This is a genomic window from Rahnella sp. EDr1-12, from assembly GCF_049206505.1.
GTDB classification, from domain to species: Bacteria; Pseudomonadota; Gammaproteobacteria; order Enterobacterales; family Enterobacteriaceae; genus Rahnella; species Rahnella rivi.
On record NZ_JBLZNY010000001.1, the window covers coordinates 1,661,290 to 1,678,410 of the forward strand.

At 54.2% G+C, this 17,121-nt stretch carries 15 protein-coding genes; 8 read left to right on the forward strand and 7 right to left on the reverse strand.

Features of this window, described 5'->3' with window-relative positions; all coding sequences use genetic code 11:
- Positions 1–28: 28 nt before the first annotated feature.
- Complete coding sequence (rluA, locus tag ACO0U8_RS07690) at positions 29–730, forward strand: bifunctional tRNA pseudouridine(32) synthase/23S rRNA pseudouridine(746) synthase RluA (RefSeq protein WP_056776867.1); 702 nt, start codon at positions 29–31, stop codon at positions 728–730.
- Between the two features lie 63 nt (positions 731–793).
- Here rluA and djlA read toward each other — a convergent pair whose 3' ends face one another.
- The gene (gene djlA / locus ACO0U8_RS07695) at positions 794–1,615 is read right to left on the reverse strand and encodes a co-chaperone DjlA (protein ID WP_056776863.1); all 822 of its coding nucleotides are present in this window, start codon (positions 1,613–1,615) and stop codon (positions 794–796) included.
- A gap of 181 nt (positions 1,616–1,796) precedes the next feature.
- Here djlA and lptD point away from each other — a divergent pair, with 181 nt between their 5' ends.
- The 6 genes from lptD (at position 1,797) to apaH (ending at position 8,623) form a co-directional block, all read left to right on the forward strand.
- Positions 1,797–4,172: an LPS assembly protein LptD gene (gene lptD, locus ACO0U8_RS07700; protein WP_136376934.1), complete on the forward strand. Its 2,376-nt coding sequence runs from the start codon at positions 1,797–1,799 to the stop codon at positions 4,170–4,172.
- A gap of 67 nt (positions 4,173–4,239) precedes the next feature.
- Entirely contained in the window at positions 4,240–5,535 is a 1,296-nt protein-coding gene (gene surA / locus ACO0U8_RS07705) for a peptidylprolyl isomerase SurA (protein ID WP_056776857.1), read from the forward strand.
- On the forward strand, positions 5,525–6,547 hold the full coding sequence (gene pdxA, locus ACO0U8_RS07710; protein ID WP_136376933.1) for a 4-hydroxythreonine-4-phosphate dehydrogenase PdxA: 1,023 nt from the start codon (positions 5,525–5,527) through the stop codon (positions 6,545–6,547). Before surA ends, pdxA begins: the two co-directional genes overlap by 11 nt.
- Positions 6,548–6,552: 5 nt before the next feature.
- A complete protein-coding gene (gene rsmA / locus ACO0U8_RS07715; RefSeq protein ID WP_056776854.1) occupies positions 6,553–7,380 on the forward strand; it encodes a 16S rRNA (adenine(1518)-N(6)/adenine(1519)-N(6))-dimethyltransferase RsmA in 828 nt (275 codons plus the stop codon).
- A 4-nt stretch (positions 7,381–7,384) separates the two neighbouring features.
- Positions 7,385–7,762 carry a Co2+/Mg2+ efflux protein ApaG gene (gene apaG, locus ACO0U8_RS07720; RefSeq protein WP_056776850.1) on the forward strand — a complete coding sequence of 126 codons (378 nt, stop codon included), beginning with the start codon at positions 7,385–7,387 and terminating at the stop codon, positions 7,760–7,762.
- 6 nt (positions 7,763–7,768) lie between these two features.
- A complete protein-coding gene (gene apaH, locus ACO0U8_RS07725; RefSeq protein WP_183848551.1) occupies positions 7,769–8,623 on the forward strand; it encodes a bis(5'-nucleosyl)-tetraphosphatase (symmetrical) ApaH in 855 nt (284 codons plus the stop codon).
- A 74-nt stretch (positions 8,624–8,697) separates the two neighbouring features.
- Here the strand turns inward: apaH and folA are convergent, their stop codons facing one another.
- From folA to ACO0U8_RS07740, 3 genes are all read right to left on the reverse strand, one after another.
- Entirely contained in the window at positions 8,698–9,183 is a 486-nt protein-coding gene (folA, locus tag ACO0U8_RS07730) for a type 3 dihydrofolate reductase (protein ID WP_421670563.1), read from the reverse strand.
- Positions 9,184–9,313: 130 nt separating this feature from the next.
- Positions 9,314–9,778 (reverse strand): threonine/serine exporter, encoded by a 465-nt coding sequence (locus ACO0U8_RS07735; protein WP_162997794.1) that lies wholly within the window; start codon positions 9,776–9,778, stop codon positions 9,314–9,316.
- Entirely contained in the window at positions 9,775–10,584 is an 810-nt protein-coding gene (locus ACO0U8_RS07740) for a threonine/serine ThrE exporter family protein (protein ID WP_122094594.1), read from the reverse strand. Before ACO0U8_RS07740 ends, ACO0U8_RS07735 begins: the two co-directional genes overlap by 4 nt.
- A 106-nt stretch (positions 10,585–10,690) precedes the next feature.
- On the opposite strand from ACO0U8_RS07740, the gene ACO0U8_RS07745 reads away from it, so the two are divergent.
- The gene (locus ACO0U8_RS07745) at positions 10,691–11,305 is read left to right on the forward strand and encodes a LysE family translocator (protein WP_056776833.1); all 615 of its coding nucleotides are present in this window, start codon (positions 10,691–10,693) and stop codon (positions 11,303–11,305) included.
- Positions 11,306–11,363: 58 nt separating this feature from the next.
- Here ACO0U8_RS07745 and kefC read toward each other — a convergent pair whose 3' ends face one another.
- The 3 genes from kefC to carB all read right to left on the reverse strand — a co-directional run bounded on the left by kefC (position 11,364) and on the right by carB (position 17,112).
- Positions 11,364–13,217: a glutathione-regulated potassium-efflux system protein KefC gene (kefC, locus tag ACO0U8_RS07750; protein ID WP_421670564.1), complete on the reverse strand. Its 1,854-nt coding sequence runs from the start codon at positions 13,215–13,217 to the stop codon at positions 11,364–11,366.
- Positions 13,210–13,764 (reverse strand): glutathione-regulated potassium-efflux system oxidoreductase KefF, encoded by a 555-nt coding sequence (kefF, locus tag ACO0U8_RS07755; RefSeq protein ID WP_056776827.1) that lies wholly within the window; start codon positions 13,762–13,764, stop codon positions 13,210–13,212. Before kefF ends, kefC begins: the two co-directional genes overlap by 8 nt.
- Positions 13,765–13,887: 123 nt before the next feature.
- Positions 13,888–17,112: a carbamoyl-phosphate synthase large subunit gene (gene carB, locus ACO0U8_RS07760; protein WP_056776825.1), complete on the reverse strand. Its 3,225-nt coding sequence runs from the start codon at positions 17,110–17,112 to the stop codon at positions 13,888–13,890.
- Between the last annotated feature and the right edge of the window lie 9 nt (positions 17,113–17,121).

Sequence of the window (17,121 nt, forward strand, 5' to 3'; positions counted from 1 at the left end):
TTTAACCCCGACACAGACTGAAACCGCTATGAGCGAACATCAACCGAACATGCCTGTCCCTTCAAACACCCGGCCGCTGGAAAACTATAATCCGCCGACCGATCCCTGGTTGCAGGTGATTTTTCAGGATGAACACATCATGGTGGTCAATAAGCCAAGCGGTCTGCTTTCGGTGCCGGGCAAGTTAGCTGAACATCAGGACAGCCTGATGACCCGTATTCAGCAGGCATTTCCTGAGGCGGAATCCGTACATCGTCTGGATATGTCGACCAGCGGCGTGATTGTGGTGGCACTGACCAAAGACGCCGAGCGCGAGCTCAAACGCCAGTTCCGCGAACGCGAAACCAAGAAAGTGTATATCGCGCGGGTCTGGGGACGGATGGAAGAAGATTACGGCATTATCGATTTACCGCTGATTTGCGATTACCCGAACCGGCCCAAGCAGAAGGTTTGTCATGAGACGGGCAAAAAGGCGCTGACGCAATACGAAGTGATGTCGTGGGACGACGATGGCACGACCCGCGTCCGGCTGCGACCAATCACCGGACGTTCACATCAGTTACGCGTGCATCTTCTGGCGCTCGGACATCCGATTCTGGGGGATAAGTTTTACGCCCACCCCGCCGCGCTGGCCGCCGTGGATCGCCTGCAACTGCATGCGCAGGAATTGTCGTTTTACCATCCGCTCACCGATGAGCCGCTGGTCTTTAACTGCGAGCCGGATTTTTAATGCGGCGGCTAAAAACAAAAAAGGCGCTGAATTCAGCGCCTTTTGCTTTTGCATCAACCAGACTTATTTAAAGCCTTTCTCTCGTTTGATGAGGTCATACGCGGCCTGAATCGACTGCGCTTTCTCTTTCGCCATTTGCATCATTTCTGGCGGTAAGCCTTTTGCCACCAGTTTATCCGGATGGTGCTCACTCATCAGCTTGCGGTAGGCGCGTTTGATGGTGGTCGCATCATCAGTCGCATTGACGCCCAACACTTTGCAGGCGTCGGCCAGGGTCGGGCCCTGCTGTGCCTGCTGATAACCGCCGCCATAAGAACGACCGCCCTGCTGACCGCCGCCAAACTGCTGGCCGCCTTCCATCATGCGCAGGAACTGATCGAACTGCATCCGTGAGATGCCAAGCCCTTCGGCAATCACATACAGCACTTCGCGTTCGTTAGGATGCAATGAACCGTCGGCATACGCAGCCTGGATTTGAATTTCCAGAAAAGTCCGTATCAGGTCGAAACGACCAAAACACGCACTGCGTAACTCACGCATTTTCTCACGCAGGGGATAGTTTGCCTCTTTCCCGTCGCGGAAGGCGCGCTGCGCGGCTTCACGCTGCTCACCATGCAACTGCATACGATCCATATAGAGGCTGGCGATCTGGATATCCGCCTCTGTTACTCTGCCTTTTGATTTAGTCAGATTCCCCATCACCTCAAACGTGGTGCGGAAGAAGATGGTTTGACGCGTCTGTTGATCGGCAAAATAACCCCGGCGTTTTGCAGCGCGCGCCGTGTCAAACATATGTCCAATCAGCAGACCTGATACGATCCCCCAGAATCCCGTCCCTGACATATAGCCAAGGATAAGTCCGAGCAGTTTTCCCCAATACTGCATATACTCCTCAATTCGCCATGCCGTCGCTTAAAAATTGCTTTATCATAACCGGCATTTATCGTTGTGCCTAACGGCGGCAACGTAACAGGTGGGATTTAACACTAGCGCAACCATGATGAGTGAGATAGTCTCTGACCGTTTGCCGGCATGATGCCTCTGATGACGGAACACCATTTTACGTATGAAAAACAGACGTCTGAATACACGCTTACCCACAATGCTGGCCGCCACAATCTGGTCAGCATTGTACAGTCACGGCGCAATGGCCGACCTTGCTGCACAATGTATGCTCGGCGTTCCGACCTATGACAAACCTCTGGTACAGGGTGACCCAAACTCACTGCCTGTCACCATCAATGCCGATAAAGCCACCGGTAACTATCCTGATAGCGCGCTGTTTAGCGGAAACGTTAACGTCGTACAGGGCAACAGCACGCTGGATGCCGATCAGGTTCAGCTGAACCAAATCGCCAATCCCAATCAGCCCACACCGACCCGTACCGCCACGGCGACCGGCAACGTGCGTTATAACGATAACCAAATCAAGCTGAACGGGCCGAAAGGTTTCGCCAACCTGACCACCAAAGATACGGATGTTGAGAACGGTGATTACCAGATGGTAGGCCGTCAGGGCCGTGGTGATGCCGACAAGATGAAGCAGCGTGATAATAACCGCTACACCATCATGGACAACGGCACCTTCACGACCTGTCTGCCCGGCGATAACAGCTGGAGCGTAGTGGGTTCTGAGGTGATTCAGGACCGTCAGGAAGAAGTGGCTGAAATCTGGAATGCCCGCTTCCACATCGGCCCGGTGCCGGTGTTCTACAGCCCGTATATGCAGTTGCCTATCGGTGACCGCCGCCGTTCCGGTTTCCTTATCCCGAACGCGAAATACAGCAGCAACAATGGCTTTGGTGTCACGGTTCCTTATTACTGGAACATCGCACCAAACTACGATGCCACTATCACGCCAAATTACATGAGTACCCGTGGTCTGCAATTGCAGAACGAATTCCGTTATCTGACCGTTGCCGGTGCAGGTTTGATGGAGTTTGACTTCCTGGGTAATGACAAGAAAATTGACGATCAGTATGTCGCAGATGAAAACCGCATCAGCGATAAGACGAAGCGCTGGATGTACTATTGGGTGCATTCGGGTGTGTATGATCAGGTGTGGCGCTTCAATGTCGATTACACCAAAGTTAGCGATCCTTACTACTTCACCGATTTCGATTCGAAATACGGTTCAAGTACAGATGGCTATGCTACCCAAAAATTCAGCGTCGGTTATTTCAACGAAAACTGGAATGCCACCCTGGCCAGCAAGCAGTTCCAGGTGTTCTCCGATTACGGAAATACCAATGCCTACCGTGCTCAGCCACAGCTTGATGTCAACTATTACCAAAATGACGTCGGCCCGTTCGATCTGCACATTTACGGTCAGGCAGCCAAATTTACCAGCGTAAACCCGGATAACCCGGAAGCCATTCGTACGCACATTGAGCCAACCATCAGCCTGCCGCTCAGTAACGGTTGGGGAAGCCTGGATAACGAAGTGAAGCTGATGGCGACCCACTATCAGCAGGACATTTCGGATAACTATTACGAGGCCAATCCGAATACCAAGCTGCGCTCCTCGGTAAACCGTGTCATGCCTGAGTTTAAAAGCGACGGCAAAATGGTCTTCGACCGCACGATGGACTGGAACAGTGATTACACGCAAACGCTTGAACCGCGCGTGCAGTATCTGTACATCCCATACCGTAATCAAAGCTCCATTAACACCTATGACTCAACGCTGTTGCAGTCCGACTATACCGGCCTGTTCCGCGATAAGAGCTACAGTGGCCTTGACCGCATTGCCTCCGCCAACCAGGTCGCAAGTGGTTTAACAACCCGTATTTATGATGATGGTTTGGTTGAGCGCTTTAATGCGTCCGCTGGTCAGATTTATTACTTCCAGCCGCCACGTACGGGCGACCAGAACAGCGCACTGGATAAAAATGATGACACCGGCAGCCTGGTTTGGGCGGGTGACACTTATTATAAAATCAACAACTTCTGGGGTATTCGTGGCGGTGTGCAGTACGACACGCGTCTGGATTCGCTGGCCGTGGGCGATGCCGTTCTCGAGTACAAAGCTGATTCAGAAAGAATGATTCAGTTGAGCTACCGTTACGCCAGCCCGGAATATATTCAGGCTACCTTACCTAGCGTGACAAACCCGGGTTATCAGGATGGGATTTCTCAGGTCGGTGGTATCGCCAGCTGGCCAATCGCCGATCGCTGGGCGATTGTCGGTGCTTACTATTACGACACCAAAGCACAGCAGCCTGCAGATCAGTTGATCGGCCTGCAATACAACACCTGCTGCTGGGCAATCAATGTCGGTTACGAACGCAAGATCACCAACTACGACTCCGTTAAGTCTGAAAGTAAGTATGACAATAAGATTGGTTTCAACATTGAACTTAGAGGCCTGGGAAGTAATCAAACTCTCGGAACGAAAGAAATGTTGGCCAGTGGCATACTGCCTTATCAACGCGCTTTCTAAGCCAGACGACACGATTAACTCAGTGAACTTGAAACCCGCGCTTGCGGATTAGACAAATGGAAAAAGTATGAAGAACTGGAGAACACTTCTCCTCGGCGTGACGCTTTGTGCCAGCACTGCGTTTGCAGCCCCTCAGGAAGTTGATAAAGTCGCCGCCGTTGTGAACAACGGCGTCGTGTTACAAAGTGATGTCGATGGCTTAATGCAGTCTGTTAAACAGCAGGCAGCCCAGGCTAAACAGCAGTTGCCCGATGATGCAACGTTGCGCCACCAGATCCTCGACCGTCTGATCATGGATCAGATCCAACTCCAGATGGCGTCGAAGATGGGCATCACACTGACCGATCAGGACGTGGATAAAGCCATCGCCGGTATTGCTCAGCAGAACAACATCACCGTCGATCAACTGCGCAGTCGTCTGGCCTATGACGGTCTGAACTTCAGCACCTACCGCGCCCAGATCCGCAAAGAAATGCTGATCAGTGAAGTCCGTAATGGTGAAGTTCGCCGTCGCGTGACGATCCTGCCTCAGGAAGTGGATCAGCTGTCTAAGCAAGTGGCGGCACAAAATGGCGGCAGTGCTGAATTCAACCTCAGCCATATCCTGTTGCCATTGCCGGAAAACCCGACGCAGGATCAGGTCGATGCTGCTGAAGAGCAGGCGAAGAAAATTGTTGCAGATCTGAATAACGGCGCTGATTTCGGTAAGCTGGCGATCACCTATTCTGCTGACTCACAGGCGCTGAAAGGCGGCAACATGGGTTGGGGCAAATTGCAGGAGTTGCCTTCGCTGTTTGCTCAGGCGCTGAGCACCGCGCAGAAAGGTCAGATCATCGGCCCAATCCGTTCAGGCGTTGGCTTCCATATTCTGAAAGTGAACGACATCCGTGGCGATAACAAAACGGTTTCCGTCACCGAAGTTCATGCCCGTCACATTCTGCTGAAACCTTCCGTCGTCATGACGGATGCACAGGCTAAAGCAAAACTGGAACAGGTTGCTGCAGACATTAAGAGCGGCAAAGCGACCTTTGCTGAGGAAGCAAAACAGATTTCTCAGGATCCGGGTTCTGCGCTTCAGGGCGGGGACTTAGGCTGGGCTTCTCCGGACATGTACGATCCGGCGTTCCGTGAAGCACTGATTAACCTGAAAAAAGGTCAGATGAGCGCACCGGTACACTCTTCCTTTGGCTGGCATCTGATCGAATTACTCGATACCCGTCAGGTCGATAAAACCGATGCCGCTCAGAAAGAACGTGCTTACCGCATGCTGTTCAACCGTAAGTTTGCGGAAGAAGCTCAGACGTGGATGCAGGAACAACGTGCTGAAGCTTATGTGAAAATTATGGATGGTAATGGTAAATAATACTTCCATGACAAAATCTGTGGTCATCACCCCCGGCGAACCCGCCGGGGTTGGGCCGGATCTGGTACTGGCGCTGGCTCAGCAGGCATGGCCTGTTGAGTTAGTGGTGTGTGCCGATCCGGCCCTGTTGCTTGAACGTGCCGCGACGCTGGGTCTGAACATTCAGTTACGCGATTACGTGCAGGGCCGCCCGGCCCAGCCTCAGGCTGCAGGGACACTCACGGTTCTGCCGGTGAAAACCGCAACGCCGGTGACGGCGGGCAAGCTGGACGTCGCGAACAGTGCTTACGTCGTGGAAACGCTGGCCAGAGCCTGTGACGGTGCGATAAGCGGCGAATTCGCTGCATTGATCACCGGGCCGGTCCAGAAGAGCATCATCAACGATGCCGGTATTCCGTTTATCGGGCATACCGAATTCTTCGCTGACCGCAGCCACTGTGAACGTGTAGTGATGATGCTGGCGACCGAAGAATTACGCGTCGCGCTGGCGACAACGCATTTACCGTTACTGGCCGTGCCGGGTGCCATTACCCGACAAAGTCTGCATGAAGTGATCACCATTCTGCATCATGATCTGAAAACCAAATTTGGCATTGCTGAACCCCAGATTTACGTCTGCGGTCTGAATCCGCATGCCGGGGAAGGCGGTCATATGGGGCATGAGGAGATCGATACGATCATTCCTGCACTGGACGAACTGCGTCAGCAGGGGATGAATCTGGTGGGTCCGCTGCCGGCAGATACGCTTTTCCAGCCGAAATATCTGCAACACGCCGATGCTGTTTTATCGATGTATCACGATCAGGGCCTTCCGGTGCTAAAATATCAGGGATTCGGTCGCGCTGTGAATATCACGCTTGGCCTGCCCTTTATCCGGACTTCCGTTGATCACGGTACTGCGCTTGAACTTGCCGCTACCGGCACCGCCGATGCAGGCAGTTTCAGGACAGCAATAAATCTCGCCATTCGTATGGCAATCAATACTTTTGAACCACAACACACTGATAAATAAAAACAATGAATAGTAGAGTCCACCAGGGGCACTTTGCCCGTAAACGTTTCGGCCAAAACTTTTTAACCGATCAATTTGTGATTGATAGCATTGTGTCGGCCATTCATCCGATGCCGGGACAAGCGGTGGTCGAAATCGGGCCCGGCCTGGCAGCGCTGACAGCGCCCGTCGCCTCGCGTCTGGACAGCATGACCGTTATCGAAATTGACCGCGATTTGGCGGCTCGTCTGGAAAGTAATCCTAAGTTTCAGGGCAAATTGCGCGTCATTCAGTCTGATGCGATGAAAATCAATTTCGCCGAGCTTTCCGAAGAGCTCGGCCAGCCGCTGCGCGTATTCGGCAACCTGCCCTATAATATTTCTACGCCACTGATGTTCCACCTGTTCACCTATACCAACGCCATTAAAGACATGCACTTCATGTTGCAAAAGGAAGTGGTCAACCGTCTGGTTGCGGGGCCGAACAGCAAAGCGTATGGTCGTTTAACCGTCATGGCGCAGTATTACTGTAACGTGATCCCGGTTCTGGAAGTTCCACCGGAATCCTTCACGCCAGCGCCGAAAGTTGATTCCGCTGTGGTGCGTTTGATTCCGCATGACGTGATACCGTACCCGGTTTCAGATATCCGCATTCTGAGTCGTCTGACAACGGATGCGTTTAACCAGCGCCGTAAGACGATTCGTAACAGCCTCGGCCACTTGTTCACACCAGAACAAATGAGCGCGCTGGGTCTGGATCTGTCAATGCGTGCTGAGAACATTTCAGTCGAACAATTCTGTAAACTGGCTAACTGGTTATCAACCCGACCGAAAACCACAGAACCCCAGGAGTAGCGATATGCTTAATTCGCCCCGCGTATGTGTTCAGGTGCAAAGTGTCTACATTGAGTCACAGTCGATACCGGAAGATGAGCGTTTTGTCTTCGCCTACACCATCACCATCCGCAATCTTGGGCGTTTTAACGTACAACTCCTGCGCCGTTACTGGTTGATCACCAACAGTAACGGCCGCCAGACTGAAGTACAGGGCGAAGGGGTTATCGGCGAACAGCCGCTGATCCTGCCCGGCAGTGAATTTCACTACACCAGCGGTGCGATCCTTGAAACGCCGCTCGGTACCATGGAAGGCCATTATGAAATGGTCGCACAAGACGGTGAATCCTTCCGTGTGCCGGTTCCGGTCTTCCGCCTCGCCATCCCTACACTGATAAATTAATCCTTTATGTCGACATACCTTATTGGTGATGTTCACGGTTGCATCGATGAACTCAAGGCGCTATTGGCGCAGGTGGATTTTAATCCGCAAAATGATTGTCTCTGGCTGACCGGAGATTTGGTTGCCCGTGGCCCGTCCTCGCTCGAGGTGCTGCGTTTTGTCAGTGGTTTAGGCGACGCAGTCCGCATGGTGCTCGGCAACCACGACTTACATCTGTTAGCGGTTTACGCCGGTATCAGCTTTAACAAACCGAAAGATCGCATCACCCCGCTGCTTGAAGCTGAAGATGCAGATGAGCTGATCAACTGGCTGCGACGCCAGCCGGTGCTGCAGGTGGATGAAGAGCTGAAGCTGGTGATGGCCCATGCGGGGATTACGCCGCAATGGGACCTGGAAACCGCGCAGATGTGCGCGCGTGAAGTGGAATCCGTGCTGAGAAGTGACACCTATCCGCTGTTTCTCGACGCGATGTATGGCGATATGCCCAACAACTGGCATCCCGAGCTGACCGGCCTTGCGCGTCTGCGTTTCAGCACCAATGCGCTGACCCGGATGCGTTACTGCTTCCCTAACGGGCAACTGGATATGATCTGCAAAGACACGCCCGATACCGCGCCGAAACCGCTCAAACCCTGGTTTGATATTCCGGGTCCTTTACAGGAAGCGGGTTTCAGCATTGCGTTTGGTCACTGGGCTTCGCTGGAAGGAAAAGGCGCGCCGGAAGGTATTTATGCGCTGGACACCGGCTGTTGCTGGGGCGGCGATATGACCATGCTGCGCTGGGAAGATAAAACCTATTTCACTGAGCCTTCTCACCGGCGCAGTGAAAAGGATCTGGCGCTCGCGCCAAAGGCGCTCTGAGCAGACATTTTCCCTGTTTCGGAAAGACAAAAGGCACCTTCTCAGGTGCCTTTTTGCTGACTGCTGCGGCTCAATCAGGCGCGGCGTTCAAGGATCTCAAAGCAATAGCCGTGAGAGTTCTGCTCATCCGCATCATGGAATTCGCTGAACGTACTTTCCCAGTCGTCCGGCTCATAGTCAGGGAAATGGGTATCCCCTTCAACTTCGGCGTCAATGTGGGTCAGATATAAGCGGTTCGCCTTAGGCAGGAATTGCTCATACACACGACCACCGCCCATGACCATCACTTCTTCCACGCCGGCGGCAGCGGCCAGTGCGGCATCAACAGACGTCACCCAGGTCACGCCTTCGTGCTCGCCGGGTTTAGAACTGATGACAATATTCAGTCGGCCAGGCAAAGGGCGTCCTATCGACTCAAACGTTTTGCGTCCCATGATGACGGGTTTATTGAGCGTATTACGCTTAAACCAGGCCAGATCACCGGGTAAATGCCAAGGCATAGCGTTTTCCATGCCAATAACGCGATCGGTCGCCAGTGCGGCGATCAGGCTAATAATCATTGTGAAGCCCTGTGTAGATAAGGAATAAAACCGTGACCCGAAAAAAGAGCTGCCACTATACGGAAAGCCCCATCAGCCGTCGATAGGGAGACTCGCGCTTTACAAAGATATAAACGCGCGCCGCTCAGACTTACACGCCGGGACGTTTGCGGTACAGCCACAGCCCCGGCAAAGATAATCCAATCGACAATGCCCCGACGATAAAACTGGCCTTCAGGAAATTGGTGACCATGGTAGACATCAGCACTTCGCTGTAACCAAGGTGCGAAATTTCCACCATGGAAATCATCGCCGTATACGCAGAAATTCCCGGAAACATGGGGATGACGGCGGCTACTGTGAAAACTTTAGGGTGCGCGAGAAACCAGCGCGACCAGCGAATACCAATGATGCCGATCAGTATAGCCGCCAGCAAAGAAGCCCACTCAATGTTTATCCCGCCATGCATCATCAGCATGCGGGAGCCGTGCCCGATGGCACCGAGCAGCGCACAATAGCGCAACGCACGCGGCGGGACATTGAACACCATCGCAAAACCCAGCGCCGGCACTGCGGCCAGAAACATATCCTGCAGGAGTGCCAAGATCAGACTCATGCCCACCCCCGCAACTCCCACAGCGCCATCGCCATGACTACCCCGATGCAGGTTGCCAAAGTCAGCAAACTGGCCATTGCCCAGCGCGCCAAACCGGTGTTCACATGGCCTTTAAACATATCGGCCACCGCGTTAATCAGCGGAAACCCCGGCACCAGCAGTAAAACGCTGGCAGCCATCGCCACGTTCGAGGTGTGATGGAATGCATCAAGGCGCATGAGCAGGCCGGAAATCGAGGTCGCCACAAAGGCGGTACAGCAAAAGTTAATCAGCGGATTCATATGGCGAAGGGTCAGCGTCTGGCGCACCGCCATCGCCACACCGCTGGCGATAAACGTTATGCTGAACGCATCCCAGCCACCGCCGTTCAGTTTGCTGAAACAACCACACGACAGCGCCACCATCAGGATCATCAGCGGGCGGGGATAGCGCAGCGGCTTGATATGGCTCAGACGCTTCGCCACCAGCGTGCTGTCGAGCAACTTATGCTCGGCGAGGATCACCGTATGTTGCACTTCGGTGACCACCTGCATGTTGATCCCGCGATCGACATTTTTTCGCGTTGAGGTCAGGCAGTATCCGCCGCACAGCGTACTGAGCACCACGGCATTGGCGGAGATCGAACTTTCCACCCGATCCATGCCCAGCGCGATACCGAGCCGTGCTGATAACTGCTCCACCAACATACTTTCAGCGCCGTGCTGTAACAACAACAGAGCACATTCGATGCACAGGCGGGTGATTTCACGCTGGTAATGCGCCTGTGGACTTTCGCGCTGCGGGTATTCAACGACAGGTTCTTGCATAGCCTTTACCGCCCGTAAAAAAAGCCAATAAGTGTGATACGTCGAGGTGAAGATTGACGTATCATGCGGCCTTATTTTGCCCTGAACATTGACGACGGTTACTTTCATGCTTGAAACCTCCCTTTTTATTGCCAGTATCGCCTTCCTCGGCATGCTCTCTCCCGGCCCCGATTTCTTTCTGGTGATCAAAAATGCGGCCCGCTATCCGCGCGCGGCGGCACTGATGACCTCGCTGGGGGTGATTTGTGGCGTGATTACACATATGTCTTACTGCGTCGCAGGTCTGGCGGTCGTGATCACCACCACGCCGTGGTTGTTTGGCTTGCTGAAATACGTCGGGGCGGCTTATCTGATTTGGGTGGGGATCCAGGCATTGTTCTCGCGCAGCAACAGTAAAATGAATCTCGACGGACTGGTGCCGCAGCAGGTGAAACTGCGTACCGCTTTTGTACAGGGATATCTGTGCAACCTGCTGAATCCTAAAGCAACGCTGTTTTTCCTGGCGATGTTTACTCAGGTATTACAGGTAGACTCCAGCCTTGGCGAAAAACTCTGGTATGCCTCGATCATTGTCGGACTTTCATTGGTCTGGTGGCCGTCGCTGGCCATGTTGATCCAAAGCGCTCCGGTGCGTCGTGGTCTGGCAAAAGCGCAAAAAATTATCGATAAACTGCTGGGCGGCGTACTGATAGGTTTGGGTATCAAAGTCGCGCTGAGCTGACAGAAACACAAAAAAAAGCCGGTGCTGTTCAGGCACCGGCTTCAGATTTCATCCTTGCTTAACTCTTCGCTTCAATCACTTCATTCTCCGGTGCTTTACCGTCGATACTTCCCCGCCAGCCTTGTTGCTGTTCAGAGGCGAGACGTTCCTGATCCTGTTCAATCGCGGCGCTCAGCATGTCTTTCGCGCGCTGCATACTGGCGATACGAAACTCAGTGTCTTCGTAATTCTCGATGGTCGCTTCCAGCATTTTCAGGTTGTAGCGGCGGAACAGATCGGCTTTCTCGCGGGCTTCATACGCATCAAGCCCGAGCGTTTCCAGCACTTCCCGGCCAACGCGCAGGGATCCTTCGAACAATTCCCGCTCCGGTGCTTCCACACCCAGTTGCCGCAGCTGATACCAGTGATCGACGTCGCGGGCGCGGGCAATAATCTTCAGGTTCGGGAAATGCTCTTTTGCCAGCGCGGTCAGTTGCAGGTTGGCTTCCACATCATCGATAGCGTTGATCAGCACCTTGGCCTGCGCTGCGCCGGCTGATTCCAGCAAATCCACCCGCGTGGCATCCCCGTAAAACACTTTGGTGCCGAATTTACGCAGCGTTTCGATGTGATCCGGGTCGTGATCCAACACCACGGTATGAACGTTATTCGCCAGCAATAGACGACCGGCAATCTGACCAAAGCGCCCGAAACCGGCGATAATCACCTGCGCATTTTCATCATCAATCGTATCTTGCGGACGATCGTCTTGCGGCGCATTGCGTTCCATACGCGCGGCGAGAACCAGCAGCAGCGGCGTGACCGCCATCGACAGCGCCACAGCAAGCGTCAGCGCCTTTGCCCATTCCACCGGCAACACACCGGCCATTTGTGCTGTGCTGAAAATCACGAACGCGAATTCACTGCCCTGCCCGATAAGGATGGCGAACAACCCGCGCTGCTTTTTCGGAACGCCAAGCCAGGGTGCGACCAGCCACAGTAAAGCGGCTTTCAGCGCCATAAAACCGACCAGCAAGGTGGCGATCAGTAGCGGCTGATGAACCAGTGTACCGAAGTCAATGGACATGCCGACGCCGATAAAGAACAGCCCGAGAAGCAGGCCTTTGAACGGCTGAATATCGCTTTCCAGCGCATGACGATATTCAGAGCTCGCCAGCAATACGCCCGCCAGAAACGCGCCCATCGCCATCGACATACCCGCCATTTCCAGCAGAATGCCAAATCCAAACACCAGAAAAAGCGCCACGGCACTGAACACTTCACGCATACCGGAGCGGGCAACAAAATGCAGTAACGGGCGGGTGACATAGCGCCCGAGCAACACCACCAGCACCAGCGCACCGGCCACTTTCGCCGCCGACAGGCCAAAGCTCATCAGCGTGGTGGCTTCACCGGTACTCGCCAGCAGCGGGATCATCGCCACCAGCGGGATCGCGGCGATATCCTGGAACAGCAACACCGCAAAGGCGCTGCGGCCAATCGGTGACGCCGTCAGGCTGCGTTCACTCATTGCCTGCATGGCAATGGCCGTTGAGGAAAGCGCCAGCGTCAGGCCGATCAGCATGGCGATTTTCCAGTCGAGACCGAGGAAATAGCAGAATGCGCTGAGCACCACGCCGCAGCCGACCATCTGGATGCTGCCGCCGCCAAAGACCGAGGCGCGCATGGTCCAAAGCCGTTTAGGATCCAGCTCAAGGCCAATAACGAACAACATCAGCACTACGCCGATTTCCGCAAAGGTCAGAATCGACTCAGCATCAGAAACCAGTTTCAGGCCCCACGGCCCGATAATGCAGCCGGCGATCAGATATCCGAGCACCGAGCCCAGACCAAGACGTACTGCAATCGGGACAAACAACGCCGCAGAGCCGAGATAAATCAGCCCTTCAATCATCAGGGTATGGTTATCCATTTTCGACCTCCGGCGCACAGCCTTCTTTCAGGCTCAGGCAGGCGGTCAGACGTCGACGGTATTCTTCACCCGCGGCTTTCAGCGCAACTTCATCGCAAATAAAGGTGTTATGCACGGCGAAATATGGCTGCCAGTGCATGCCGCAATAAACTGCCGTCGCCTGTAATGGCTGCGCCAGCACGTCGAAATTGGGGTGATCGCCGAGCTCAAAATGGTGTTCATCACCGCCGGTCGTCACTGCCCACAGGCAATGCTTACCGTTGAGCGCGTTGCCGTCATGGCCGTAAGCCCAGCCGTGCTCGAGCACCTTGTCCAGCCACAGCTTCATCAGTGGCGGCAGGCTGTACCACTGGATCGGATGCTGGAATACCACCATATCGGCGCGTTCAACCGCCTTCTGTTCGGCCGCGATATCGATATTGAAATCGGGGTAAAGGTCATACAGCGAACGCACTTCAACATTGGGTAAATCGCTGACGGCCGAGAGCAGTCCCTGGTTGGCCCGCGAATGGCGCGGATAAGGATGGGCGTAAATTATTAAAATCATGCAGGTCTCTTGTCTTATTAGCTTTACTTCAGCATACGCAATTTTGGGCTTTCTGGTAAAAGCTGAGCGTATAAAAAGAAAAGGCGCAGCTTTCGCCGCGCCTTTCATCAAGCAATTATGCCATTAGCCTTTGATTTTCGCGTGCATTTCCTGCACTGAAATCACCTGCTCCGTCGGGTCAGAAGACAGCGCCATCGCCGTGGCGAAACCACCGTTCAGCGTGGTGTCGTAATGCACTTTGTATTGCAGCGCACTGCGACGGATAAGCTTGGAGTCTTCAATCGCCTGACGGCCCGCCGTGGTATTCACGATATACACATATTCACCGTTCTTGATACGGTCCTGAATATGTGGACGGCCTTCATGCACCTTGTTGACCAGACGCGGGTTAATCCCGGCTTCACCCAGCACCACCGCGGTACCGTGAGTCGCATCCAGCTCGAAACCGCGTTTGAGCAGTTTCGCGGCTAAATCCACCACGCGGCCTTTATCGCCTTCGCGGACTGACAACAGTGCGCGACCGGCTTTCTTCATGCCGGAGTTGCTACCCAACTGCGCTTTGGCAAAGGCTTCGGCGAAGGTACGGCCGACGCCCATGACTTCACCGGTAGAACGCATTTCCGGCCCCAGAATCGGGTCAACGCCTGGGAATTTGTTGAACGGCAGCACCACTTCTTTCACGGAGTAGTAAGGCGGGATCACTTCTTCTGTGATGCCCTGCTGCGCCAGTGTCTGCCCCGCCATCACGCGCGCCGCCACTTTTGCCAGCGCCACACCGGTTGCTTTGGAGACAAACGGCACGGTACGCGCAGCACGCGGGTTAACTTCAATCAGATAGACTTCGTTGTTCTTCACCGCAAACTGGACGTTCATCAGGCCGCGAACGCTCAGCTCAAAGGCCAGTTTCTCGACCTGCTGACGCATCACGTCCTGAATTTCCTGGCTCAGCGTGTAGCACGGCAATGAACATGCGGAGTCACCGGAGTGAACGCCCGCCTGTTCGATGTGCTCCATGATGCCGCCAATCAGCACACGTTCACCGTCGCAGATGGCATCAACGTCCACTTCGATGGCGTCGTCAAGGAAGCGATCCAGCAGCACCGGCGCATCGTTGGAGACGCTCACCGCGTTCTGGAAGTAACGGCGCAGGTCGATTTCGTCGTAGACGATTTCCATCGCACGGCCACCCAGTACATAGGACGGGCGCACCACCAGCGGATAACCGATACCGGCTGCTTTTTCGACGGCTTGTTCGATTGTCGCAACCGTGGCGTTTGCCGGTTGTTTCAGGCCCAGACGGTGAACCGCCTGCTGGAAACGTTCGCGGTCTTCTGCACGGTCAATCGCATCCGGGCTGGTACCAATAATGGGCACACCCGCAGCTTCCAGTTCACGTGCCAGTTTCAGCGGAGTCTGACCGCCGTACTGAACAATCACGCCTTTTGGCTGTTCGATACGCACGATTTCCAGCACATCTTCCAGAGTGACGGATTCGAAATACAGACGGTCAGAAGTGTCGTAGTCGGTAGACACAGTTTCCGGGTTACAGTTAACCATAATGGTTTCGTAACCGTCTTCGCGCAGCGCCAGTGAGGCATGTACGCAGCAGTAGTCGAACTCAATCCCCTGACCGATACGGTTTGGACCGCCACCCAGTACCATGATTTTCGGCTTGTCATTGGTCGGGTTAGATTCACACTCTTCTTCATACGTGGAGTACATGTACGCGGTATCGGTGGAGAATTCCGCCGCACAGGTATCGACACGTTTGTAGACCGGATGCAGATTGTATTTATGACGCAGTTTGCGCACTTCGCTTTCAGAAACGCCGACCAGTTTTGCCAGACGCAGGTCCGCAAAGCCTTTGCGTTTAAGCATGCGCAGGTAATCGTGAGTCAGAATGTTGAAGCCGCCTTCAGCCACTTCATTTTCCAGTTTCACCAGCTCTTCAATCTGTACCAGGAACCAGCGGTCCACGTTGGTCAGGTTGAAGATACCGTCAACCGACATCCCGGCACGGAAAGCATCGGCGATGTACCAGATACGCTCGGCACCGGCTTCTTTCAGCTCGCGACGGATTTTGGTCAGCGCTTCAGGGTCATCAAGGTTCACTTTCGGGTCAAAACCGCTCGCGCCCACTTCCAGACCGCGCAACGCTTTTTGCAAAGATTCCTGCTGCGTACGGCCAATCGCCATCACTTCGCCAACAGATTTCATCTGCGTGGTCAGACGGTCATTTGCACCGGCAAATTTCTCGAAGTTGAAGCGAGGAATTTTAGTCACAACGTAGTCGATAGAGGGTTCGAACGATGCCGGGGTTTTGCCACCGGTGATGTCGTTCATCAGCTCATCGAGGGTGTAACCCACTGCCAGTTTCGCCGCGACTTTAGCAATCGGGAAACCGGTCGCTTTAGAGGCCAGCGCGGAAGAGCGGGAAACACGCGGGTTCATTTCGATAACAATCAGGCGGCCATTTTTCGGGTTAACCGAGAACTGGACGTTGGAACCCCCGGTTTCTACGCCGATTTCACGCAGTACCGCCATCGAGGCGTTACGCATGATTTGGTATTCTTTATCGGTCAGGGTTTGCGCTGGCGCCACGGTGATGGAGTCGCCGGTGTGGATACCCATCGCATCGAAGTTTTCGATAGAACAGACGATGATGCAGTTGTCGTTTTTATCACGCACCACTTCCATCTCGTACTCTTTCCAGCCAATCAGCGACTCATCAATCAGCAGCTCTTTGGTTGGGGAAAGATCCAGACCGCGTTCGCAAATCTCTTCGAACTCTTCACGGTTGTACGCGATACCGCCACCGGTGCCGCCCATGGTAAAGGAAGGACGGATAATGCACGGGAAGCCAACATCGGCGGCAACCGCCAGCGCTTCTTCCATGGTGTGTGCGATACCGGAACGCGCCGTGTCGAGGCCGATTTTCTTCATCGCGACGTCGAAACGGCGACGGTCTTCGGCTTTATCAATCGCATCTGCGGTCGCACCAATCATGGTCACGCCGAATTCTTCCAGCACGCCCTGACGTTCCAGTTCCAGCGCACAGTTCAGTGCGGTCTGACCGCCCATGGTTGGCAGCACGGCGTCCGGACGCTCTTTTTCGATGATCTTACGCACCACTTCCCAGGTGATAGGCTCGATGTAAGTCGCATCCGCCATGTCCGGGTCAGTCATGATGGTGGCCGGGTTGGAGTTCACCAGAATGACGCGGTAACCCTCTTCACGCAGCGCTTTACACGCCTGCGCACCGGAATAGTCGAATTCACAAGCCTGGCCGATAACAATCGGGCCGGCGCCGAGGATCAGGATGCTTTTTATGTCTGTACGTTTTGGCATTTTTTATTC